General features: G+C 71.0%; 22 protein-coding genes. 8 read left to right on the top strand and 14 right to left on the bottom strand.

Annotated elements, in window-relative coordinates:
- The first annotated feature begins 153 nt into the window (after nt 1-153).
- The gene (locus OG361_RS26690; RefSeq protein ID WP_003953983.1) at nt 154-411 is read left to right on the top strand and encodes a WhiB family transcriptional regulator; all 258 of its coding nucleotides are present in this window, start codon (nt 154-156) and stop codon (nt 409-411) included.
- A gap of 178 nt (nt 412-589) precedes the next feature.
- Here the strand turns inward: OG361_RS26690 and OG361_RS26685 are convergent, their stop codons facing one another.
- Both OG361_RS26685 and OG361_RS26680 read right to left on the bottom strand, forming a co-directional pair.
- Entirely contained in the window at nt 590-2056 is a 1467-nt protein-coding gene (locus OG361_RS26685; protein ID WP_405857463.1) for a sensor histidine kinase, read from the bottom strand.
- Nucleotides 2057-2480: 424 nt separating this feature from the next.
- The gene (locus OG361_RS26680) at nt 2481-3098 is read right to left on the bottom strand and encodes a TetR/AcrR family transcriptional regulator (protein ID WP_405857461.1); all 618 of its coding nucleotides are present in this window, start codon (nt 3096-3098) and stop codon (nt 2481-2483) included.
- 84 nt (nt 3099-3182) lie between these two features.
- Between OG361_RS26680 and OG361_RS26675 the strand changes: the two genes are divergently transcribed.
- Complete coding sequence (locus OG361_RS26675) at nt 3183-3935, top strand: SDR family oxidoreductase (protein ID WP_405857460.1); 753 nt, start codon at nt 3183-3185, stop codon at nt 3933-3935.
- Nucleotides 3936-4153: 218 nt separating this feature from the next.
- On the top strand, nt 4154-4939 hold the full coding sequence (gene nagB, locus OG361_RS26670) for a glucosamine-6-phosphate deaminase (RefSeq protein WP_384575219.1): 786 nt from the start codon (nt 4154-4156) through the stop codon (nt 4937-4939).
- Between the two features lie 94 nt (nt 4940-5033).
- On the opposite strand, the gene OG361_RS26665 is transcribed toward nagB, so the two are convergent.
- The 4 genes from OG361_RS26665 to OG361_RS26650 form a co-directional block, all read right to left on the bottom strand.
- Nucleotides 5034-6557, bottom strand: a complete 1524-nt coding sequence (locus OG361_RS26665; protein ID WP_405857457.1) for a glycoside hydrolase family 3 protein — start codon at nt 6555-6557, stop codon at nt 5034-5036.
- Nucleotides 6558-6566: 9 nt separating this feature from the next.
- A complete protein-coding gene (locus OG361_RS26660; RefSeq protein ID WP_405857455.1) occupies nt 6567-7433 on the bottom strand; it encodes a carbohydrate ABC transporter permease in 867 nt (288 codons plus the stop codon).
- Nucleotides 7430-8452 carry a carbohydrate ABC transporter permease gene (locus OG361_RS26655; RefSeq protein WP_405857453.1) on the bottom strand — a complete coding sequence of 341 codons (1023 nt, stop codon included), beginning with the start codon at nt 8450-8452 and terminating at the stop codon, nt 7430-7432. Before OG361_RS26655 ends, OG361_RS26660 begins: the two co-directional genes overlap by 4 nt.
- 130 nt (nt 8453-8582) lie before the next feature.
- Complete coding sequence (locus OG361_RS26650) at nt 8583-9878, bottom strand: extracellular solute-binding protein (protein WP_405857451.1); 1296 nt, start codon at nt 9876-9878, stop codon at nt 8583-8585.
- Nucleotides 9879-10163: 285 nt separating this feature from the next.
- Between OG361_RS26650 and OG361_RS26645 the strand changes: the two genes are divergently transcribed.
- From OG361_RS26645 to OG361_RS26630, 4 genes are all read left to right on the top strand, one after another.
- Nucleotides 10164-10928 carry a GntR family transcriptional regulator gene (locus tag OG361_RS26645; protein WP_384577401.1) on the top strand — a complete coding sequence of 255 codons (765 nt, stop codon included), beginning with the start codon at nt 10164-10166 and terminating at the stop codon, nt 10926-10928.
- 346 nt (nt 10929-11274) lie between these two features.
- On the top strand, nt 11275-11520 hold the full coding sequence (locus OG361_RS26640) for a hypothetical protein (protein ID WP_405857449.1): 246 nt from the start codon (nt 11275-11277) through the stop codon (nt 11518-11520).
- Between the two features lie 73 nt (nt 11521-11593).
- A complete protein-coding gene (locus OG361_RS26635) occupies nt 11594-11854 on the top strand; it encodes a hypothetical protein (RefSeq protein ID WP_405857447.1) in 261 nt (86 codons plus the stop codon).
- A gap of 88 nt (nt 11855-11942) precedes the next feature.
- Nucleotides 11943-12692 (top strand): BTAD domain-containing putative transcriptional regulator, encoded by a 750-nt coding sequence (locus OG361_RS26630; protein WP_405857446.1) that lies wholly within the window; start codon nt 11943-11945, stop codon nt 12690-12692.
- A gap of 14 nt (nt 12693-12706) precedes the next feature.
- On the opposite strand, the gene OG361_RS26625 is transcribed toward OG361_RS26630, so the two are convergent.
- The 7 genes from OG361_RS26625 to OG361_RS26595 are packed head-to-tail and all read right to left on the bottom strand — an operon-like array spanning nt 12707 to nt 20429.
- The gene (locus tag OG361_RS26625) at nt 12707-13939 is read right to left on the bottom strand and encodes an endonuclease/exonuclease/phosphatase family protein (RefSeq protein WP_405857444.1); all 1233 of its coding nucleotides are present in this window, start codon (nt 13937-13939) and stop codon (nt 12707-12709) included.
- Nucleotides 13936-14943, bottom strand: coding sequence for a glycosyltransferase family 2 protein (locus OG361_RS26620; protein ID WP_405857442.1), 1008 nt, complete (start codon nt 14941-14943; stop codon nt 13936-13938). Before OG361_RS26620 ends, OG361_RS26625 begins: the two co-directional genes overlap by 4 nt.
- Before the next feature lie 55 nt (nt 14944-14998).
- On the bottom strand, nt 14999-15901 hold the full coding sequence (locus tag OG361_RS26615; protein WP_405857440.1) for a UbiA prenyltransferase family protein: 903 nt from the start codon (nt 15899-15901) through the stop codon (nt 14999-15001).
- An 11-nt stretch (nt 15902-15912) separates the two neighbouring features.
- Complete coding sequence (locus OG361_RS26610; protein WP_405857438.1) at nt 15913-16935, bottom strand: NAD-dependent epimerase/dehydratase family protein; 1023 nt, start codon at nt 16933-16935, stop codon at nt 15913-15915.
- Entirely contained in the window at nt 16929-18329 is a 1401-nt protein-coding gene (locus OG361_RS26605) for an aspartate aminotransferase family protein (protein WP_405857436.1), read from the bottom strand. The genes OG361_RS26610 and OG361_RS26605 overlap by 7 nt, the downstream gene beginning before the upstream one ends.
- Complete coding sequence (locus OG361_RS26600) at nt 18316-19389, bottom strand: lysylphosphatidylglycerol synthase domain-containing protein (protein ID WP_405857434.1); 1074 nt, start codon at nt 19387-19389, stop codon at nt 18316-18318. Before OG361_RS26600 ends, OG361_RS26605 begins: the two co-directional genes overlap by 14 nt.
- Entirely contained in the window at nt 19386-20429 is a 1044-nt protein-coding gene (locus tag OG361_RS26595) for a glycosyltransferase family 2 protein (protein WP_405857432.1), read from the bottom strand. The genes OG361_RS26600 and OG361_RS26595 overlap by 4 nt, the downstream gene beginning before the upstream one ends.
- A 135-nt stretch (nt 20430-20564) precedes the next feature.
- Here OG361_RS26595 and OG361_RS26590 point away from each other — a divergent pair, with 135 nt between their 5' ends.
- The gene (locus OG361_RS26590; protein WP_405857430.1) at nt 20565-21749 is read left to right on the top strand and encodes an endonuclease/exonuclease/phosphatase family protein; all 1185 of its coding nucleotides are present in this window, start codon (nt 20565-20567) and stop codon (nt 21747-21749) included.
- Nucleotides 21750-21897: 148 nt separating this feature from the next.
- Here OG361_RS26590 and OG361_RS26585 read toward each other — a convergent pair whose 3' ends face one another.
- The gene (locus OG361_RS26585; RefSeq protein WP_405857428.1) at nt 21898-22830 is read right to left on the bottom strand and encodes an aldo/keto reductase; all 933 of its coding nucleotides are present in this window, start codon (nt 22828-22830) and stop codon (nt 21898-21900) included.
- Between the last annotated feature and the right edge of the window lie 206 nt (nt 22831-23036).

Here is a 23036-nt window from a genome sequence, read left to right as displayed (position 1 = left end):
CACTGAGAGCCAGAACCCCTCCTCAACACCTGGACCACACCAGTTCATCTGGCAGTCGGCCCTTCCCTTGCGGGGGGATTCGTGAAAGCGTTCACATTCACAAGCAACTTGCATGTCACATCAAGACATGTCACACCAAGAGAGGTAGCAGCCATGGACTGGCGTCACAACGCCGTTTGTCGTGAGGAAGACCCCGAGCTGTTCTTCCCCATCGGCAACACCGGTCCTGCGCTGCTGCAGATCGAGGAAGCCAAGGCCGTCTGCCGCCGCTGCCCCGTCATGGAGCAGTGCCTGCAGTGGGCGCTCGAGTCCGGCCAGGACTCCGGCGTCTGGGGTGGCCTCAGCGAGGACGAGCGCCGCGCAATGAAGCGTCGTGCCGCTCGCAACCGGGCGCGTAACGCCAGCGCCTGACGCCCCACCGAAAGCCTGAGGCCAGCGGCGCATACATCGCGTATGCAATCACCGCCCTCGAGTCGCAGCGCGCAGCAGTAACCCACAGCATTCGAGCCCCGGACCGATCTCCTCGGTCCGGGGCTCGCTGCTGTACGTCACGGGGCCCGCTCCCCCGCCGCCGGGCGGGGGCCGAACCTCACTTCTGCGGGTGTACGGGGATGTCGAGGATCACCTTCGTGCCGCGCCCGGCGCCGGGCACCATGTCGAAGCTGCCGCCCAACTCCCCCTCCACCAGCGTCCGTACGATCTGAAGACCGAGGTTGCCGGCCCGCTGCGGGTCGAATCCCTCGGGCAGACCGCGGCCGTCGTCCTGGACCGTGATCAGGAGCCGGGCGTCGGCGCGGGGCTCGCCGCGGACGGCGGTGACCTCGACGGTGCCCTGCTCGCCCTGGGTGAAGGCGTGCTCCAGGGCGTTCTGGAGAATCTCCGTCAGGACCATGGAGAGCGGGGTCGCGACCTCGGCGTCGAGGATGCCGAAGCGGCCGTTGCGCCGGCAGGTGACCTTGCCGGGCGAGATCTCGGCGACCATCGCGATCACCCGGTCGGCGATCTCGTCGAACTCGACCCGTTCGTCCAGGTTCTGGGACAGCGTCTCATGGACGATGGCGATCGAACCGACGCGCCGTACCGCCTCGTTGAGCGCCTCGCGGCCCTGGTCGGAGTCCATCCGGCGGGCCTGGAGGCGCAGCAGGGCGGCCACCGTCTGGAGGTTGTTCTTCACCCGGTGGTGGATCTCCCGGATGGTGGCGTCCTTGGTGATCAACTCGCGCTCGCGACGGCGCAGTTCGGTGACGTCACGGAGCAGGACGAGCGAACCGATCCGGGTGCCCTTCGGCTTGAGCGGGATCGCCCGGAGCTGGATCACCCCGCCGCTGCCCTCGACCTCGAACTCGCGCGGCGCGTAGCCGGAGGCCAGCTTGACCAGGGCCTCGTCCACCGGGCCGCGGGAGGGGGCGAATTCGGCGGTGATCTGGCCGAGGTGCTGGCCTACGAGGTCGGCGGCGAGACCGAGCCGGTGGTACGCGGAGAGGGCGTTGGGCGAGGCGTACTGGACGACGCCGTCCGCGTCCAGGCGGACCAGGCCGTCGCCGGCGCGGGGCGAGGAGTCCATGTCGACCTGCTCGCCGGGGAAGGGAAACGATCCGGCGGCGATCATCTGGGCGAGGTCGGAGGCGGACTGGAGGTAGGTGAGCTCCAGCCGGGAGGGGGTGCGGACGGTGAGCAGGTTGGTGTTGCGGGCGATCACGCCGAGGACCCGGCCCTCGCGGCGCACGGGGATGGACTCCACCCGCACCGGGACCTCCTCGCGCCACTCCGGGTCGCCCTCGCGGACGATCCGGCCCTCGTCGAGGGCGGCGTCGAGCAGGGGGCGGCGGCCGCGCGGCACCAGGTGGCCGACCATGTCGTCCTGGTAGGAGGTGGGGCCGGTGTTCGGCCGCATCTGCGCGACGGAGACGTATCGCGTGCCGTCGAGGGTAGGAACCCACAGGACGAGGTCGGCGAAGGAGAGGTCGGAGAGCAGCTGCCACTCCGACACCAGCAGGTGGAGCCACTCGAGGTCGGAGTCGCTCAGGGCTGTGTGCTGGCGCACGAGGTCGTTCATGGAGGGCACGTTGCGAGGGTACCTGCGGAATTGCAGGGTCCGTGAACCTGGATCTCCTGGCCTCCGTGTTGGAGGATGGACCGGGAAGGACCGCGTTCGTGTGGATGGACAGACAAGAATGGTCTAGTCCACAATGACGCAATAGAGCTTCCATCCTCCCCGCACAGGAGGATGGAACGAGGTACCCGACGCTCTCTGCCCTGACTGCGTCGAGACCTCCCACACGGCCGTGGGACCGCACACCCCCGGCCGAGCAACTCCGGGCTGCGGTGCCGGGCGGGCTGAGGGTCCCGTCAGGCGCCGCGGCCCGCGGGTGTTTCCGGGGCCGGTTCCGAGGCCGATTCGCAGGCCGCCCGCCGGGGCTGGGGCCGCCCCCGAGGCGCCCCCTCGGGGCTGAGGCCCCCTTGAGGCCCCCTCGGGGCGCCTACCGGGCCGCTCCCGAGGCCTGCTCCGCCGGCCAGGCCTCCATCGCCCACTCGGCCACCGCCGCCAGATCCTCCCGCGACCCCCCGTCGCGGGCCTGCTGGGACATGCCCTGGAGGACGGCACCGCTGAAGCGGGCGAGGGCGCGGGCATCGGTGCCCGGCGGCAGCTCCCCCGTCTCGACGCCCCGGCGGATCCGGGCCTCGAAGGAGGTCAGATTGGCCTCCCGTCGCGCCCGCAGGGCCTCCTCGACCTCCGGGGTCGAGCAGTTGACCGCGGCGGAGATCATCAGGCAGCCGTGCGGGTGGCCGGACTCCGTGAAGAGCTCCGCCGCCTCGCGCAGGACGCGCCCGATGGCGCCGCGGGCCGTCGGCTCCTCGGCGAAGGCCCGGCCGCCGTACGCCCCGTACGAGCCCGCGTACGCCTCGACGACCTCCTCGAAGAGCGTCCTCTTGTCCCCGAAGGCCGCGTAGAGGCTGGGCGCGCTGATGCCCATGACGCGGGTGAGGTCGGAGACGGAGGTCGTCTCGTAGCCGTGCTCCCAGAAGGCCATCGTGGCCTGCTCCAGGGCCGTGAGCCGGTCGAAGGAGCGGGGGCGGCCGCGCTGTCTCGTCACCATGGAGTGAATTCTATAGCGCGCACTACGGAAGGTGGGGTACGGTTTTTCCGTAACGACCACTAAAGAAATGAGGGGGGCGTCGCCATGGGCGTGCTCGCGGGGAAGACGGCACTGGTCACGGGCGGAAGCCGGGGCATCGGGCGGGGGATCGCCGAGCGGCTCGGCCGTGACGGCGCGCGGGTCGCGGTGCACTACGGGAGCAACGAGACGGCGGCGAAGGAGACGGTCACGGCGATCGAGGCGGCGGGCGGAGAGGCCTTCGCGATCGGGCGGGAGCTGGGCACCCCGGGGGACGCGGCGGAGCTCTGGGCGGCCTTCGACGAGCACGCTGACGGCCTGGACATCCTCGTGAACAACGCCGGGATCGGGGCGAGCCGGCCGTTCGGGACGATCGCGGAGGAGGAGTACGACCGGGTCTTCGCGGTCAACACCAAGGCGCCGTTCTTCCTGGCGCAGCTGGGCGCGGAGCGGCTGCGGGACGGCGGGCGGATCATCAACGTCTCGACGGGCCTGAGCAAGGCGGCGCTCATGCCGGAGACGATCGCCTACGCGATGTCGAAGGGCGCGCTCGACGTGTTCACCACCTATCTGTCGAAGGTCCTCGGGCCGCGGCGGATCACGGTCAACGCGGTGGCGCCGGGGATCGTGGACACCGACATCAACGCGAGCTGGCTGCGGGGCGACGAGCGGGCCTGGGCCGGGGCGGCGGCGATGTCGGCGCTCAACGGGGTCGGGACACCGGCGGAGATAGCGGACGTGGTGGCCTTCCTGGCCTCCGAGGACGCGCGCTGGGTGACGGGCCACTGGATCGACGCCACGGGCGGCTCGCTGGCCTGAGCCGACGCGCAGGGGGCACGGGGCCCGGCGGTGGGACACGGGGCCTGGCCGGTGGGGTCCGAGTGGCTGGGGTGACGGGTGCGGCAGACGATGGTTTCGGTGCCGTCCGCAAGGCGGAACGGCATGAGGAGAAGGCCTCCCCTCTGCTAGATTTGCGCTTAGATTGGTCTATACCACATGGCTCCTCACCAGCCCCTCACCAGATCGGCAGGCACAGCGTGGAAGTTGTCATCGTCAAGGACGCCAAGGCGGGCGGCGAGCTCATCGCGGACGGCATCGCCGGCCTCCTGCGCCGCAAGCCCGACGCGCTGCTCGGCGTGGCCACGGGTTCGACTCCGATCCCCATCTACGACGCCCTGATCGCCCAGGTCGCGGCCGGCTCCGTGGACGCCTCCCGCGCCCGGATCGCACAGCTGGACGAGTACGTCGGCCTGCCCTCCGGGCACCCGGAGTCGTACCGCTCCACCGTGCTCCGCCAGGTCGTCGAGCCGCTCGGGCTCTCCCAGGAGGCCTTCATGGGCCCCGACGGCTCCGCCGAGGACGTCCAGGCGGCCTGCGAGGCGTACGACAAGGCGCTGGCCGAGGCCGGCGGGGTGGACCTGCAGATCCTCGGCATCGGCACCGACGGGCACATCGGTTTCAACGAGCCGTGCTCCTCGCTCGCCTCCCGCACCCGGATCAAGACGCTCACCGAGCAGACCCGGGTGGACAACGCGCGCTTCTTCGACAACGACATCGAGCAGGTCCCGCACCACGTCATCACCCAGGGCATCGGCACCATCCTGGAGGCCCGTCACCTGGTGCTGCTCGCCACCGGCGAGGGCAAGGCCGAGGCCGTCGCGCAGACCGTCGAGGGCCCCGTCGCGGCGCTCGTGCCGGCCTCCGCGCTCCAGCTGCACCCGCACGCCACGGTCGTCGTGGACGAGGCCGCCGCCTCCAAGCTGAAGCTCGCGGACTACTTCCGCCAGACCTTCGCCGCCAAGCCCGCCTGGCAGGGCATCTAACGGCATCCGAGGGCATCCGAGGGATACGGCGAAGGGGCCCGGCACCTGGTTCAGGTGCCGGGCCCCTTCGTCGTGCGGGCGTCGGAGGCGTCGGTCAGGAGCCGGTGCCGACCACGGCCTCCGCGGCGGCGCGGCCGCAGACGCGGGCCGCGCCGTGGGTGGCGATGTGCAGGGCCCCGCGGGGCTCCGCCTCGTTGAGGCCCATCTCGACCACGATGGTGTCGGGGCGGGCCGCGAGAAGGCCGTCCAGGGCCTCGGTCATCCACGGGTGGCGGTGGGCGTCACGGACGACCGCGACGATCCGGCGCTCCCCCGCGGCGGCGAGGACCGCGTCCACCGAGGCCTCGTCGTACGATCCGGTCTCCGTGCCGGGCAGCAGCCGCTCCAGCTCCGCCGCGATGCCCCAGGGCGTCTCGTCACCGACCGCGAAGTTCGCGACCGGGGTGAAGGAGGCCACGTACGGAGCGGCGTCCACCGGGGTGTACAGCCGCTCTCCCCGGGTCACCTCGAGGGCCCTGCGGGCCGCGACGAGTCCGATGTCGGCGCCGGGCGCGGTCCCCTCCTGCACTGCCGCGCCCGACGCCGATTCAGCCCCCCTGGCCCGGTGCGACTGGGTCCAGGCCGCCAGGGCGCGCACGCGCGCCGCGGCGTCGGCCAGCCGCTCCTCGGGCAGTTCACCGGTCCGTACCGCATCGACCAGCGCGTCGCGCAGCCGCAGTACGGTGTCCTCGTCGCACAGCCCGCCGCCGACACAGATGGCGTCGGCGCCCGCGGCGATGGCGAGGACGGATCCGCGCTCGATGCCGTACGTCGCCGCGACGGCCTGCATCTCCATGCCGTCGGTGACGATCAGCCCCTCGAAGCCCAGCTCCTGGCGCAGCAGACCGGTGAGGATCTGCGGGCTCAGGGTGGCCGGACGGTGCGGGTCGAGCGCGGACAGCAGGATATGCGCGCTCATGACGGCTTTGGTACCCGCGGCGATGGCGGCGCGGAAAGGTACCAGCTCACGGGCGTGCAGTGTGGCGAGGTCCACATCGATCCGGGGCAGCGCGTCGTGCGAGTCGACGTTGGTGTCGCCGTGTCCGGGGAAGTGCTTCGTGCAGGCCGCGACCCCGACGCCCTGGAGGCCGTCGACGTACGCCACGGTGTGCCGGGCGACCAGGTCCGGGTCCGGCCCGAAGGACCGGACGCCGATGACCGGGTTCTCGGCGTTGGAGTTGACGTCCGCCGAGGGCGCCCAGTTGAGGTCGACCCCGCACTGTGCGAGGCGGCGGCCGAGCTCACGGGCCACGGCCCGGGTGAGCTCGACGTCGTCCACGCTGCCCAGGGCGTAGCTCCCGGGGAAGGACGAGCCCTCCTTGACCTCCAGGCGGGTGACGTCCCCGCCCTCCTCGTCGATGGCGACGAGGACGTCGTCCCGCTCGGCCCGCAGCTGCGCGGTGAGCGCGGCGAGCTGCTCCGGGCTGACGATGTTCCGGCCGAAGAGGCCGACCGACGACAGGCCCTCGCCGATGTGGCGACGCAGCCAGTCGGGGGCGGTGGTGCCGACGAAGCCGGGCTGGAGAACCGTGAGCGCGTCCCTGGTCAGGGTGGACGTGCCGTGTACGAGAGTGGTCATGAGACGCCGTTATCCCTTCACCGCGCCGGCGGTCATGCCGCCGACGGCCTTGCGCTGGAGGAAGAGGAACACGATGAGCACGGGGAGGGCGAAGAGCGTGGAGGCGGCCATGGTGGCGCCCCAGTCGTTGCCGAACGCGGTCTGGAACTGGGTCAGCCAGAGCGTCAGCGTCTGCGACTCCTTTTCCTTGTTCAGCATGAGGATCATGGCGAACTCGTTCCAGGCCGTGATGAAGCCGAAGAGCGAGGTCGACATCAGGCCGGGGGCGAGCAGCGGGAAGATCACCTTGCGGAACGCCTGGCCTCGGGTGCACCCGTCGATCTGCGCGGCCTCCTCCAGCTCGACCGGGACGGCGGCGATGAAGCCGCGCAGGGTCCAGATGGTGAAGGGGAGGACCATCACGAAGTAGATGAGCGTGAGCGTCGGAATGCTGTTCAGCATGTCGTTCTCACGGGAGATCATGTACATCGCGATGACCATGACCTCCCAGGGGGCCATCTGCGCCAGCATCACGGTGAGGACGATGCCCTTGCGCCCCTTGAACTTCATGCGGGCGATCGCGAAGCTCGCGGCCAGGGCGACGACGAGGGCCAGGAGCACGGCGCCGACGGTGACCATGAGGCTGTTGGTGACGTACGTCCAGAAGAGGTCGACACCGGTCGCCGTCGTGTAGTTCTCCAGCGTCGGCGTGAAGACGAAGACGGGGTCTTTCGTCATGATCTCGTGCTGCGGCTTCAGCGAGGACGAGAACATCCAGTAGACGGGGAAGACGAACACCACCGCGAGCACGAGGGCGCTGACGTTCTTGGCGACCGTACCGACCGTGAGCGGCTTCCTGGTGCGCAGCTTCTGCGGAGTCTGGGTGGTGGTGCTCACAGCTCCTCCTCCTGCTTCAGGATCAGGCGGAAGTAGAAGGACATGACCGCGATGAGCATCACGATCGTCAGGATGGAGATGGCGGCGGCGACACCGTAGTGGAACTGGCCGACACCCTCGATGTAGGCGAAGACCGGGAGGGTCTCGGAACCGCGGTCGGGGCCGCCCAGGTTCATCGCGTAGACCTGCGCGAACGCCTTGAAGATCCAGATGATCTCCAGGAACGTGGTGATCAGGAAGAAGGACTTCAGGTTCGGGAAGACCACGGCCCAGAAGGTCCGCCAGCCGCTGGCACCGTCCATCTTGGCGGCCTCGTACAGCTCGGACCCGACGGTGGTCAGGGCGGCGTACATGTTGAGGGCGACGAACGGGATGGAGCCCCAGACGAGCAGGATCATGATGATGACCAGGGCGGAGAAACCGGTCTCGAACCAGTTGTGCTGCTCGTAGCCGGCGAAGCCCAGCGTGCGCATCAGCCAGTTCACGACGCCGAACTGCTCGTCGAAGAGCCAGCGGAAGACCGTGACGGAGGCGACGATCGGCATGGCCCAGGCGAACATCAGGGCGAGCGAGAGGACCAGTCGCATCTTCTTGCCGAGGCGGTTCAGCAGCAGGCCTATGCCGGTGCCGATCGCCATGATGAGGGCGACGTTGACGGCGGTGAAGACGACGCTTCGGACGACGACGGTCCAGAAGTCGGGATCGCTGAGCAGGTCCGTGTAGTTGTCGAAGCCGACCCAGACGGACTCGCGGGTGATGAACTCCTTCCGGTTGATCTGCTGGAAGGAGAGGATCACGTTGCGGATCAGCGGGTAGAGCAGCAGCACCGCCATGGACAGCAGGGCAGGCGCGACGAGCAGGTACGGCAGCAGCCCGCCGGGCAGGGAACGTCTGCCACGCGAAGGCTGAAGGACTTCCTTCGGGCCGGAAGGGGATGGCGGAGTCTGAGACTTCCCTGCCGCCCTCCCGGGCGCGTCCTGGGGACCGGCGGTCGCCGTCCCCTGGGAGTCCACGGTCATGGTCTTATTCCTCGCGGTTCTGGGGCTCCCGCGCCCACCGGGGCGCGGCCCGGGGGAGCGGGCCGCTGATCACTCATGAAGCGCCGGCGGTGCGGCCGGTGCGGTACCGGCCGCACCGCCGGGCTACGGATTACTGCTGGTTGATGCGCTCGTTGATGACCTTGTCGGCCGCCTCGCCGGCCGCCTTGGCGTCCTCACCCTTCAGGACCTTGGTCATGTAGTCCTTGATCGGGTTCGGGGCGGTCTCGACGTTCGCCCAGCCCGGGGTGACCGGGGTGACCTTGCCGGAGACGGACGACGCGGCCATGGCCTCGGCGAAGGAGCCCGCGGCCGGCTTGAACTGCGCGGCGTCGGTGTTGGGAAGCAGCGCGCCCTCGGTGGCGGCGGCGTACTTCGTCATGTACTCCTTGCCGGCGGCGAGCGCCAGCCACTCCTTCGCGAGGTCCTTGTTCTTGGAGCGCTCGGCGATGGCGAGGTTCGAGCCACCGAGGAAGACGGAGCCCGGCTTGTCGGCGGTCTTGCCCGGGATCGGGAAGTAGCCGAAGTCGGCGGTCTTGCCGGCCTTCTTCATGGCGTCGATCGCGCCGCCGGCCTCCCAGCCGAGACCGATCCAGGACGCCACGCCGCCCTTGGGGACGACGTCGGTGGACTGCTGCGGGGTCGCCTCGTCCTTGTCCTTCGGAGCGGTCGAGTAGGACGCGAGCTCCTTGTAGAAGTTCACGGCGCTGGCGGCCTCGGGGGAGGACAGGTTGCCCTTCCACTTGTCGCCGTCCTTGACCGCCAGGTCGCTGCCCTCGTCCCAGATGAGACCGGCGAGGACGTACCAGGACTGGCCCGGCAGGTAGATCGCCTGCGACTTCGGGTCGGAGGCCTTGAGCTTCTTCAGACCGTCGATCCACTCGGCGCGGGTCTTCGGCGGGGTGACGCCGGCCTTCTTGTAGGCGGCCTTGTCGTAGACGACGACACGGCTGGCGGCGTACCACGGGGCCGAGTAGAGCTTGCCGTCCAGCTCGTTGGACGCGACCATGCCCTTGTTCCAGGCGTCGTAGCCCAGCGTGGCCTTGTCGCCGGACAGGTCGGCCAGGCCGCCCGTGACGGCGTAGCCCGCGGTCTGCGTGTTGCCGAGCTCCAGAACGTCCGGCGGGGTGTCCTCGGAGAGGGCGGTGGTGACCTTCTCCTGGATGCCGTTCCAGATCTGCTTCTCGACCTTGACCTTGACGCCCGGGTGCTTGGCCTCGAAGGCCTTGTTCACCTCGGCCATCCAGGCGTCGGGCGCGGAACCGTCCATGACCCAGACGGTCAGGGTCTTGTCGCCCCCGGCCGACGCCTTGGCGCCGTCCTTACCCTTGTCACTGTCGGAACCGCACGCAGCGATAGAGACCATCATGCCCGCGACGCCGATCGCCGCGATGAGCTTGCGCTTCACGCCACCCTCCTCAGGGATGCCTGCAACCCCTGCCCACCGCGCGAAGACATACGTCGGGTAGTGCTCGTGGGGCTGGGACCTGGTCTTTAATGGTTTAGACCAGTACCCGGAGCTTGGCCTAGACCTTTAGGGGTGTCAAGGGTGTATAAGAAGGGCAGTCGCGTCCGTTATCGGACCGACACCTGAGGGAGGGCGACGACCCGTGACCGGTCCGTGCCACCATGTGAGCCGCTACAGACGGAGGAGCCGGTGACGGCAGCAGCACAGGAGTCGGGAAGGCAGGCCATGGCCACGGACACGGGCAGCACGGAGCCGGAGGGCGGCGTCGCCACTCGCACCGCGCGCGTGCCCAAGTACTACCGACTGAAGCGGCATTTGCTCGACATGACGGAGACCCTGCCGCCCGGCACACCGGTCCCGCCCGAGCGGACACTCGCCGCCGAGTTCGACACCTCGCGCACCACCGTGCGCCAGGCCCTGCAGGAGCTGGTCGTCGAGGGCCGCCTGGAGCGCATCCAGGGCAAGGGCACCTTCGTGGCGAAGCCCAAGGTCTCCCAGGCCCTGCAGCTCACCTCGTACACGGAGGACATGCGTGCGCAGGGCCTCGAGCCCACCTCGCAGCTCCTCGACATCGGGTACGTCACCGCCGACGACACGCTCGCCGGACTGCTCGACATCTCGGCCGGCGGCCGGGTGCTGCGCATCGAGCGGCTGCGCCTCGCGAGCGGCGAGCCGATGGCGATCGAGACCACCCATCTTTCGGCCAAGCGCTTCCCCGCGCTGCGCCGCTCGCTGGTGAAGTACACCTCGCTGTACACGGCGCTGGCCGAGGTCTACGACGTGCACCTCGCCGAGGCCGAGGAGACCATCGAGACCTCCCTCGCCACCCCGCGCGAGGCCGGGCTGCTCGGTACGGACGTGGGCCTGCCGATGCTCATGCTCTCCCGTCACTCCCTGGACGCCAAGGGCGAGCCGGTGGAGTGGGTACGGTCCGTCTACCGCGGCGACCGGTACAAGTTCGTCGCGCGCCTCAAGCGGCCCAACGGCTGAGCGGATCCGCACACCGGACGAGGGGGGTCACCGAGCAATCGGTGACCCCCCTCGTTCCGTTTTTCCGGGGCCTCTTTTCCGGGGCCTCGGGCCGGGCCGTGTTCGATATGACGCCCCCAGGCACCTTGTACGCGGCAGCAACGTGACACCACCCGCGAACGCCCTGGTGGGGCCCGCTCCGGACGAGCCGCCGCGGGGTGGCGCCAACCGTCCGGGCGGTTGCTGCCAGGGGCAAAGCACTGACAGCCCCACCGCGTACGAGCATTCTTGGACGTGTCGAAAGGGCCCCAGGAAGGGGCAATCGACACAATCCACGGAATCCCGACTCGCCAGAGGTGTATCCGCCATGCGCTCCTCCGTCCGCCGCCTCGTCCTCGCCGCCGCCCCGCTCGCCGCCTGCGGCGTCCTCCTCGCCACCGCCGGCCCGTCCGCCGGTGCCGCCACGGGGCCGTCCGCCGTTGCCGCGACCGGCCCGGACGCGGCCCCGTCGGCGCGGGTCCTCGCCGCGGACCCGGCCGCCGCCCCGATCACCGACCCGGCGCCCGCGCCGACGCCGGCCGGCGACTCCTCCGACGGCTTCTCGTGGGGCTGACCGGCACACTCCGCGCCCCACGAGACCATCCCTCTCCCCCGCAGGACCGACCATCTACCTCATCGGCATCTCGATGTCCGCGTCCGCCGCGGCGGACACCGAGCGCCTCACCCCCGACGGCGTGCTGGCGGCGCTGTACCGGGCCGTCGAGCCCACGGACCCCGTCGAGACCGCCCGCGCGCTGGTCGCCGAGGACTCCGTCCGGATCGCGCTGTGCGTCGGCTGTCCCGACGAACTCGACGCCATCGGGCGCGCGCTGGGCATCTGCCTGCGCATGCTGGGGCGGTCTCCCGAGTTCAGCGGCTACGCCATCGCCGACTGCAGACTCCTGTGAACCCTCCCGCACCCTCCCGCAACCCCTCCGCCGGTCCGCGCAGGACGTGCCGACCGGACGCATAGAGAAGTGAACGGGGAATTCAGCCGTGTTCGTCCATATCCTGGGCCCCCTCCGTGCCACCGTCGACGACCGCCCGGTGCCCCTCGGGGGCAGACGTGCGCAGACCGTCCTGGCCGCCCTCGCGCTGGAGGTCGACTGGGCCGTCTCCGTCGAGAGCCTCGTCGAGGCCGTCTGGGGCCCCCACCCCCCGGCCAGCGCCCGCACCCAGATCCGCATCTGCGTCTCCACGCTGCGCCGCGCCTTCGCCGGGGCCGGTGCCACCGGACTGATCGAGACCCACTCGTACGGCTACCGCCTGCGCCTCGGACCCCACGACGTGGACGCCGCCGTCTTCGAGACCCGGGTGCAGCGGGCCCGCCTGCTGGCGGAAGGCGGCCGCAGGGCCGAGGCCGTACTGGAGCTGCGCAACGCACTCGCCCTGTGGAACGGGCCGGCGCTCGCCGGACAGACGAGCCGGGCCCTGGATCCGGGGATCCGGCGCCTGGAGGAACTGCGGATCCGGGCGACCGAGGAGCGGCTCGGCCTCGAACTGACCCTCGGCCGGCACGAGGACGTCATCGGCGAGCTGATGGCCCTGACCACGACGCACCCGTTCCGGGAGCAGCTGCACGCCCAGCTGATGCTCGCCCTGCACCGTTCCGGCCGGACGGCCGAGGCGCTGGCCGCCTATCGGCGCATCCGTCTGACGCTCGTCGAGGAGCTGGGGATCGAGCCCGGCCCGAAGCTCAGCGGACTGGAGAGGTCGATCCTCCTCGGAGAGTGCCTGAGCGCCTGAGCGCCCGACCGCGTTCAGAAGGAGATCCGCAGGTCCTGCATCCGGTGCTCGGACAGCCCGTCGGCCGGTACGAAGGCGTACCGGTGCGCCCGGGCCCCACCGGCCGTGAAGGCCCAGTCCAGCCGGAAGAACGGCAGGGGCCGGTTGAACACGCTGTCCCAGGCGAACTCCCCCGGTGACGCGTACTTCCAGCTCAGCGGCAGGAACTCGGTGCTGAGCGGGGTGAGGTCCGTGGCGCGGGCGCGCAGCCCGTCCAGCGACCGTGACGCGGCCGTGGTGTTGAAGTCCCCGGCGATCACGGAGGGGTGGGGGTTGTCCGCCACGTCCCGCTCCAGACCGCGCAGCTCCTCCTGCCGCCAGGCGGACTTGCGGCGGAAGTAGGCGTCGTGGTCGAACTCCGAGAACGGGTTGAGGTTGTCGAGCGCCATGGGCACGGTGATGTGCACGTTGTACGTGCTGAGCACCTTGTCGCCGACGGCCAGATCGGTCCGGAGCACCTTCTCCCGCAGGAACTCCTGCCCGAACTCGGGCTCCGGCCCCGGGGCGGGAAGGGGCCGGCGGCCCACCGAGGCCTGCGCCAGGATCGGGAAGCGCGAGACGGTCAGCAGTTCGCCCCGCCGGGCGATGTGGTGGCCGGGGAACTCCCTGCGCAGCTCCTCGTCGTCGTCGAGCCGGACGTAGCCGGCCTCCCCCAGGCCGGGGGTCCAGGCGACGTGCTCCTGGAGGAGGTACACGTCGGCGGGGTGTTCGCGCAGGTAGGCGTAGAGCCGGTCGGTGCCGGCCGCCTTCCCCCAGTACTGGGTGTTGAGCGAGACGACGCGCAGCACGCCGGGCGGCACCGGGCCCGGATCGCGCCAGAGGGCGGGCCAGTTCAGACCGGAGCCGGTGGTGAGGGCCAGTGCCAGCGCCACGGCGGAGACGGCGGTCGCCAGGGGGCGGCGGCGTCCGCACGCCGCGGCACCGGCGGCCAGGAGGGCGAGCGGGGCCCCGACCAGGAAGAGGGGCGGTACGGCGTCGAGCGCGAGGGACCAGTGCCAGCGGTCGCTCAGCAGCACGCGTGCCACGGCGTACAGCAGCCACAGCGCCGCGAGTCCGAGGACCAGTCGGCCGTACCAGAGCCTGAGGAGGCGTGCGATCCGGCGCGGACGGCCGGGCGCCGCCTCAACCTCCGCCTCCACCTCAACCTCCGCCGTCCGCTCGGCGGCCCGGGCATCGGTGTCCGCGGCCAGGGGGCTCCGCGAGGTCATGCCAGGCTCTCCTGCGGCTGGTACATCCTGCGGAAGCGCCGGCTCGCCCCGTACTGGACGAGACCGGTCGCGAGCCCCGCCACGACCGCCGCGTTCACCAGCAGATGGGCGCCGGTGAAGAAGGCCGTGAAGAGAAGGCCCCGCTCGCGGAGCGTGAAGCGGTACTGCCCGAGGTCCGCGAGGACGGAGCCGGTGAGGGCGCCCAGCGAGACGAGGAGCGCGGCCGGCTGGAGGATCCCGAAGGGCAGGGCCGCGACGGCGAGACCGCCGAGCGCGGAGGCGACGGCACGCCCCCCGGTCTCCATGCCCTGCATGGCACGGCCCCGGTCGAGGTAGAACGGCACCCGGAGCCGGCTGCGGACGAAGGCCTTGCGCAGCAGGGGTCGCATCCGGCTCTCGTCGGAGAGCCTGCCCCTGATCCGGGAGGTGAGCAGCATGGGCCACCGGGCGGCCAGCCGCTCCGCGTGGTCGATCTCCTCGGTCTGCCGCAGCGCCGTGTTGAACCAGCCGGCCTCCATGAAGGCGGACCTGCGGACGGCGCCCAGGGCGTAGAAGCCGCCGCTGACCAGGCCTTCGGCGCTCTTGCGCCAGTAGTAGTACTGGAGGATGCGGTACTGCCCGACGAGGGGCTCCTCGAATAGCGGTTCCTTGTCGGGGATGCCGAACACCGCGCCGTACGAGGGGTTCTCGTCGAAGAGCGCGACGGCCTCGGCCACCGCCTCCGGGTGCATGGTCAGGTCGGCGTCCAGGAAGAAGACGATCTCGCCCTTGGAGCGGCGGACGCCCTCGTTGCGGGAGGAGCCGGGTCCGCCGTTCCGCGGGACGCGGACGAGCTGGACCGGGTGGGTGGCGGCGATCTCCGCGCAGCCGTCGGTGCTGGCGTCGTCGACGACGATCACTTCGATGTGGGGATGGGTCTGCTCGCGTATGGAGCGCAGGCAGAGGTCGATGGTGCGACGGTCGTTGTACATCGGGACGACGACCGACACGAGGCGTTCGGACATGGGATTCCTCGTCGGTGATAAGGGTGATCAGGGCGATGAGGGCGATAGGGAGGGGTCAGGCGGCGGCGATGTGCGGGATGAGCAGCGCACCCCAGACGGCGGAGTTGGCGAGCATGACCCGGTCGCGCATCAGCGTCTTGACGGGCTCTCCCCCGCCGCCGTCCACGATCACGATCTGGAGGTAGCGGAAGAGGGCGAAGAGCGCGCACACGACGGTGAGCAGGGCGTACTGCCCGAAGCCCGATTCGGTGCGCAGGTAGAGCAGGTACCCGAAGAGGGTCAGGGCCGAGCACAGCACCAGGACCAGGTCGAGGAAGTGGGCCGAGTAGCCGACGAGCGCCGGCCGGTGCCCGGTGCCCGAGACGCTCAGCTCGTGCCGCCGCTTCCCCAGGATCAGGACCAGGCAGGACGCCAGCACGGTCAGAACCAGCCACATCTCCACCGGCCGGTGGGCGGCCTCGTAGCCGCCGAGGAGGCGGAGCACGAAGCCGGTGGCGACGACGAAGACGTCGAGGAGGGGGAGGTGCTTGAGCTTCCAGCTGTAGGCGCCGTTCACGGCGAGGTACAGCAGGACGATCAGGGCGGCCCCGGATCCGAGGGTGAACAGGGCGGGGACGAGCAGGGCTCCGAGCACGAGCGCCGTGGTCACGGCGGAGGCCGTGCTCATCCGCCCCGAGGCCAGCGGCCGGTGGCGCTTGACGGGGTGCCGCTTGTCCCGCTCCACGTCGGCGATGTCGTTCAGGACGTAGACGAGGGACGAGGCGAGGATGAAGGCGCCCAGGGCGACGAGGACCCGGGCCACGGTCGTGGTGTCCAGGGTGCCGCCGAGCAGGGCCAGGGGCACCACGAGCAGGTTCTTGGGCCACTGGCCGGGTCTCGTCAGGGCGAGCGGCGCGGGCAGTCTTCCCGGCCGTACCCGTGCCGGGGCACCGGGGTGTCCGGTGAGCTGGGTGGTCATGGCACGGCCTCTCAGAAGAAGATCTTCGCGGTGGACAACAGGCCCTGGCTCCACGGGTCTCGGCTGGTGCGGCCGGTGGCTCCCGCCTCCGGGACGGTGTGGCGGGCGGTGCGCCACCACTCGTAGGTGCGCAGCACGGCGTCGGCGTTCGACAGCCGCGGGGTGAATCCGAGCCTGGCCTTGGCCTTGTCGATGCTGACGTAGGAGTCGTCCATCAGCTTGTGCAGCAGTCGGCCGTAGACCGGCGAGAGTTTGGCCCGCTGGAGGACGTTGAGCAGGCTCAGGGCGGGGCGCGCGGGCAGTCCGACGACCCGCTTGCCGTGGCCCGCTGCGTCGAGGACCGCCTGGAAGTCCTCCCGGATGGTGCCGAACTCGGCCGCCGCGAGGTTGTAGGTGTCGTTCGCGACGTCGTCGGGTGCCGTGATGACGGTGACGACGGCGTCGACGAGGTCGTCGACGGCGAACATCTGGATCCGTACGTCGCCCTTGCCGAGGACGGGGAAGTTCCGTCCTTCCTCGGCCCATTCGAAGAGCATCGAGAACAGGCCCATGCGGCCCGGTCCGACGAAGGTCTTGGGCCGGAGGATGGGGACGCACATGCCCTCGGCCCGGTACCGCTCGGCTATCTCCTCGGCCGACGCCTTGGCGCGGCTGTAGCAGTCGACCGGCTCGCGGGGGTACTCCTCGGGGGTGGGCACGATCGTGGGCAGGCCGTAGACCGCCGTCGAGGAGATGTGCACGACGCGGGGGGTGCCGGCGGCCTTGGCCGCCGCGAAGACGTTCCTGGTCCCGCCGATGATGATGGAGCGGATCTGTTCGTCGGGGTAGCTGGGCAGGGCGGCCGCCGCGTGGACGAGGACGTCGGCGCCGTCGAGGGCCTGGTCCATGAGCTCCCGGTCGCGGATGTCGCCGGTCAGCAGGACGCCCGGGCCGGGCCTGAGGTCGACTCCCCGCACGTCGTGGCCCTCCGCGAGGAGCCGTTCGGCAAGGCGGGAGCCGAGCATGCCGGCCGCGCCGGTGATCGTGATCACCACTGGGAGCTCACCTTCTGCTTGATGAAACGGGCCACGAGACCGGTCAGTCCGCGGCCGAGGACGTCGTCGAGGGCGTCGATCACGCGCTCGGCCTCCTCGGGTTCGGTGACCAGGGAGGGGCCGACGATGAGGGGGTTGTCGCCGTTGAGCGTGTAGTACGTGAAGATGCCGTGGTCCTGGTAGAGCGCGTTGATCACGGCGCAGGTGACGAGCTTGGTCTTGAACCGCGGGTCCCGGGCCATGCCGCCGGGCGCGAGCTTCGCGACCAGGTCCAGGATCCGGGGGCCGCCCTCGATGAAGACGCCCCACAGGGCTCCGGCGCCGGCCACGCGGCCGATCTCGTCGGGGTACTGCTTGGCGAGCCGTTCGAGGCCGGGTTCGAGTACGGCTCCGAGGGCGCGGGCCCGCGCCGGATAGTCGTCCTCCACCGCGATGTTGACGGCTTCGAGGGCGGTGGCGCACTCCTCGCCGAAGCCGTAGTAGGTGGTGGAGGTGGAGTTGATCAGCGAGTCACCGAGGTTGTCGTACGCCTTGCGGAAGATCGGCTCGCGGGCGACGAAGGCGGAGATGGACGACTTCCCGCCACCGAAGGACTTCGACGTGGTGAGCACGTCGGGGATCAGGCCCGGGTAGCGCATGAAGTGGAAGAGGCTGCCGGTCTTGCCCCAGCCGGTGTAGATCTCGTCGAAGATCAGCACGATCTTCTCGCGGTCGCAGATCTCCCGCAGACCTCGCAGGAACTCCTCCGAGCACCACTGGATGGTGGAGGCGCTGAAGGGCTCGATGAGGAGGGCGTAGACGTCGCCGCGGTGGGCGGCGACGACCTTGCGGACGGAGTCGAGGTCCCCGTAGCGGAAGGTGTCCACGCCGGGGATCGTGGGGAAGCCGAACTGGGCCTGGCCGGTGAGACCGCCCGAGCCGAGCAGCTTGCCGTGGAAGGCGCAGTCCGCGCGCAGCACCGTGTTCCGCTTGCCGTTGTGGTACTTGTACGCGAGCTTGACCGCGCCCTCGACGGCCTCGGCGCCGGAGTTCGGCAGGAACGCCATGTTCAGGTCGCCGGGCAGGACTTCGGCCAGGTTGTGGCCGAGGGCGGCGAGGTAGGGCGAGAAGTAGGTCTTGTGCACCTCCATGCGCCGGTCGCGGGCGAAGCGCTCCCGGGCGGCGAGGATGCGGGGGTGGTTGTGGCCGTGGTTGAGGACGCCCACGCCTCCGGTCAGGTCGAGGATCCGCCTGCCGTCGTCGAGGGTGAGGTAGGCGCCCTCGGCGCTCCGGACGAGCTCGCGGCCGAAGCCGAACGAGGTCATCAGGGACACCTGGCTCTTGTTCACGTAGCGGCGGTAGAGGTCGTGAACCTCGTCGACCTGGAACTTCTCGGCGTCGTCAAGGGTGTACACGGGCTTCTTCTCCCATCGGGGCGGTGCGGGTGAGCGGGGCGACGAGGGTGGCGGGGAAGGACAGGGGGTCGGGGGCCGGGGTGGCTGAGGCGAACGGGGTGGTCCGGGCGGTCCGGGCGGACCCGGCGGGCCCGGCGGACTGGGCGGACCCGGCTGACTTGGCGGACTTGGCGGTCCTGGCCCGTGACCAGGCGAGAACGACCGCCGAGCTGGTGAGTTCGGCGACCACGCACACCAGCCGGCTGGCGATCGCGGCGGCGGCGGCCAGGCCGCCGGGCAGGACGGTGGAGAGGGCGGCGGTGAGGGTCAGCTCGCGCACGCCCCAGCCGTCGGGCACGATCAGCGCCAGGCTGCTGATCACGGTCGCCAGCGCGAAGCCGCCGACCGCCGCGCCGAGCCCCGCCCACGGCGGCGCTCCGACGGCCAGGAGCAGGAACCACAGGTGGAGTCCCGAGGCGGTCCAGGAGGCGATGGCGAGCAGTACGGCCTTGCGGACCGCGCCGTCCGGCGGCGGCACGACCGGCCGCTTCACCAGCCGGGCCGCGGCCGTCACCGGCCGGGTGATCAGCGCGGGCCGGACGATGCCGGCGAGGAAGTAGAGCGCCGGCGGGCACAGCCACATCCAGTGGCCGGGGAGCGCGGCGGGGGCCGCGACCAGCCCGACGGCGGCACCGGTGAGCAGCGTCAGGGCCAGGCTCAGCACATAGGCGGAGGTCATCTGGGCGCCGGGGACGCCTGCTTCCCGGCCGTGCGCCACGTGGGTGATGACTCCCCAGACCCTGCCGGGCACGTACTTGCTGAGCTGACCGAGGAAGTAGATCTTCGCGGCGCGGAGGCCGCGGATGGGGTGGTCGCCGGGGATGAGCGCCCGCCAGGCGTGCACGGCGAGGACCAGGCCCGCGACGTTGGCGACGACCGAGGCGACGATCAGGGGAACGGCGTCGGCGTGGGCGAACGCCTCGACCACCTTGGGCCCTTCGCCCCGGACGAGGAAGAAGACCCCGATCAGGGCGGCCGCCACGACGACCGGGGTGAGGAGTCTGCGCAGCCACACCGTCATCGCGCGGCCGCCCGTTCGGGTGTCCGCCGGTCACCGGTGCCGGGCCGCGCGGCGGTGAGCGCGCGGAGGGCGCCCCGCGCGGCGCCGGCCAGCAGCGCGGCGTGGTTGGCGAGGTGGACGCCGGTGAAGAAGGGGACGAAGGCGGCGCCCCGCCGTCGTGCCGCGAAGCCCAGCAGACCGAGGTTGGCCAGGCAGAAGGCGAGCAGCCCGGCCACGGGCAGGGCCGCGAGGACCGGCACGGCCGGAGACGGTGCGGAGAGGAGGAGCGCGAGCAGCGGCAGAGGTACGGAGCCGAGGCAGAGGGCCGCCGCGAGTACGGACGCGGGGCTGTTGGCCGTCAGGTTGCTCCGTCCGCCGCGACGGGCCGAGAGCAGGGCGGGCACGAGCAGCAGGGCCCTGCGGTAGGTCTCCGAGAGGAGGGGACCGAGCCGGTGCTCCTCGTCGTGGCGGGCCATCACCCTCTCGGTGAGGACGATGCGGTAGTGCGGGGCGAGCCGGTCGCTGAACTCCAGGTCCTCCGAGTCGCGCAGCCGCTCGTCGAAGCCGCCGAGCCGGTCGAAGACCTCGCGCGGCACGGCCGCCTGGGCGAAGAACGCGGTCTCCACCACTCCGGCGCCGCGAGCGCGCCACCAGTAGGCGTGCAGCACCTTGTACCACTCGACGGGCCCGTCGTCGAAGAGCGGCTCGGGCGCGATGACGCCGTGCACGCAGCCGCAGGAGGGGTCGTGGCGCAGGATCTCCAGCGCGTTGGCCACCGAGTCCGGGGTGAGCGCCTCGTCCGAGTCGAGGAAGAAGAGGACGTCGCCGGTGGCGGCGGCGATTCCCGCGTTCCGGGCGGCGGAGACACCGTGGTTGCCCCGGCCGCCGATCAGGACGCACGGGTGGGCCCGGGCGATCTCGGCGGTCCGGTCGGTGCTGCCGTCGTCGACGACGATGACCTCGTGGACGGGGTGGGTCTGCGCGAAGACGGATCTCAGACAGGCATCGAGGGTGCGTGAGGAGTTGTAGGCCGGTATGACGACCGACACGGTTTGCGTCATGGGAAGAGCACACCGGGTCCTCGTATTGACCGGATATCGATCGCGTATCGCGTCTTCTCGCAGTTCGAGACGGTCAACACGGCGGAAACCAGAGGGAGTTGAGCACTGCTAGCGTTCCCGGTCGTGAATCCCCCCATGAGCCCCGGCGCACCTGCCGAGACCACCGAGAACGCCCCCGCGACGGGGAGCGCCCCCGGCGACGCCGTCCGTGACGCCGTCCGCACCGGCGCCGCGCGCACCGCCCCCGGCCGCCGCCCCCGCCGAAGGCTTCGGGCCCCCGCGCTGCTGATCGGCGCCGCCACCGCGTGGGCGCTCTTCGTCGTCCCGGGGCAGCTCCTGAGCGGGCGGTGGTGGCTGTGGCTGCTGCCGGACCTCGTACCCCCGCCGGCCTTCGTGGCGGTGCCCGTCCTGCTGTTCGCCCTGTCGTGCGCCGCGACCCGCGGGCGTACCCGGCGGTGGCTGCTCCCGGCCCTCGCGGTGCTGCTGGTGGCGGGGGCCGGGAGGGCGGGGCTCCACTGGGGCGCGCTGGCTCCCGGCGGAGGCCCTGGCCCGGCCCCCGCGGGCGCGCTCAAGGTGTTCTCGTGGAACACGCTCTACTGGGACTCGACCGACGACCCGGAGGCGTTCCACCGCTATCTGCGGTCCAAGGACGCCGATGTCTACCTGCTCCAGGAGCACCTGGCCCGGGAGGACGGGAAGCACAAGGAGATCGACCGGCTCGCCCGGCTGCGCGCGGAGTTCCCCGGCTACCACCTCGTGGCGCGGGGGGAGCTGGTCACCCTCTCGCGGTACCCGGTCGTCGCCGCTCCCCCGGTCGGTCCGGGCCGGGCGCCGGAGGACTCCTCGCCGTGGCGGGAGCGGTTCGAGTGGAACAAGGTGCTGCGCACCGACGTGGACGTGAACGGCACGGTGGTGTCGTTCTACAACGTGCACATCCCGGTGCAGCTGGACATCGAACGCAGCTGGCTGAGCCCGGACTTCTACCGGGTGGTCCGCGACACCGACGCCGTGCGCAAGGAGCACTACGCGGCGCTGCTCCGGGACGCCCGCGCGAACCCCCGTCCGCTGCTGATCTCGGGGGACTTCAACACGACCCCGGCCATGGGTGACCTGGAGGAGCTGCGGGGGGCGTTCCGCGACGCGCTGCCGGCCTCGTCCTCCTTCCTGCCGGGCACCTGGGGCGGCGACGGGTTCCCGCTGTGGCGGCTGGACTGGACGTTCACGGACGAGCGGCTGCGCGTGCACCGCTACGCGCTGGTCTCCGCCTCGGGCCTCTCCGACCACCGGGGGCAGGAGCTGCTGGTCTCCCCGACAGGGTGAGACGGGGAGGGGCCCGGCCCGCGGGGAAGCCCCGCACCCCGGCCCCACCCAGGCCCCGCGCCCCGACCCCCTCCCCGTCCCGCGGGACCGTCAGGAACCCGCCTCGTCCCGCGGGACCGTCAGGAACCCGCCTCGTCCCGCGGGACCGTCAGGAACCCGCCTCGTCCAGGCGTCGCCGCTGGTCGGGGTCGAGGGTGAGGGCGAGCGCGCCCATGGCCTCCTCCACCTGCTCGACCCGGCTCGCCCCGACCACGGGCAGGACGGACGGTTCGCCGTCGAGGAGCCAGGCGAGCACCACCTGGTTGACGCTCGCGCCGAGTTCGCCGGCGACCTCGCGCAGTGCCGCGAGGCGCGGAGCGGTGCCGGGGTGGTCGTACGCCGCGGGGATCCCCACCTCGGGGCGGGTGTAGCCGCCGGAGAGCAGCGCGCTGTAGGCCCAGACCGTGAGGTCGCCCTCGGTGCGCACGTAGTCGAGGAGCTCCCTGGTGACGTGGACGTGTCCCGAGGAGGGGAGGGCCTTGTCGAAGCGGGGCTGGAGGTAGGAGTGGCGGTACTGGAGGTGGGTGTAGCGCGGGCGGTCGCCGGCGAGGGCGCGGGCGCGTTCGACCCGCCAGACGGCGTGGTTGCTGACGCCGAGTTCGCCGGTCTTCCCCTCGTCGACGAGGTCGGCGAGGGTCGCGACGGTTTCGGAGAGCGGGACCGTGCGGTCCTCCAGGTGGGCCCAGAAGACGTCGACCCGGTCGACACCGAGCCTGCGCAGGCTGTCCTCCAGGGCGGACCTGACACTCTTTTCGGAGAGTCCCTCGAGCTCCGAGGCTCCGACGGAGGCGGGCCGTCCGCCGCACTTGGTGGAGAGGACGAGGCCGTCGCGGTTGCCGCGCGCGGCGAGCCAGCGTCCGATGGTCGCCTCGCTCTCGTCCCCGGTGCCACCTTCGGCCCAGTACGTGTAGTTGTTGGCGGTGTCGATCACGGTGCCGCCCAGTTCGGTGAAGCGGTCGAGCACGGCGAACGAGGTGGCCTCGTCGACGGTCGTACCGAAGGGCAGGGCTCCGAGTACGAGGGTGCGCTGCGGGATCGCCATGGATACAGTCCTTCTCGAAGACGGTTGGACTAGACCATCCTGGATCATGAACTCCCGCCGCACAGGCGTTTGGCCGGACAGGCGATGGCCGAACTCCGAGGATCCCCGCGGCCGTTCCATTGGTCTAGTCCTACGGTCGGCAGCGGCCTACCATCACAGAGGCCGCACGGTCAGGCACGGAAAGTAAACGGCACGACAGGACCATT

This window comes from Streptomyces sp. NBC_00090, assembly GCF_045160815.1.
Lineage (GTDB): Bacteria > Actinomycetota > Actinomycetes > Streptomycetales > Streptomycetaceae > Streptomyces.
The sequence above is the reverse complement of the archived record's forward strand: the minus strand, read 5'-3'. Positions and strand labels throughout refer to the sequence as shown.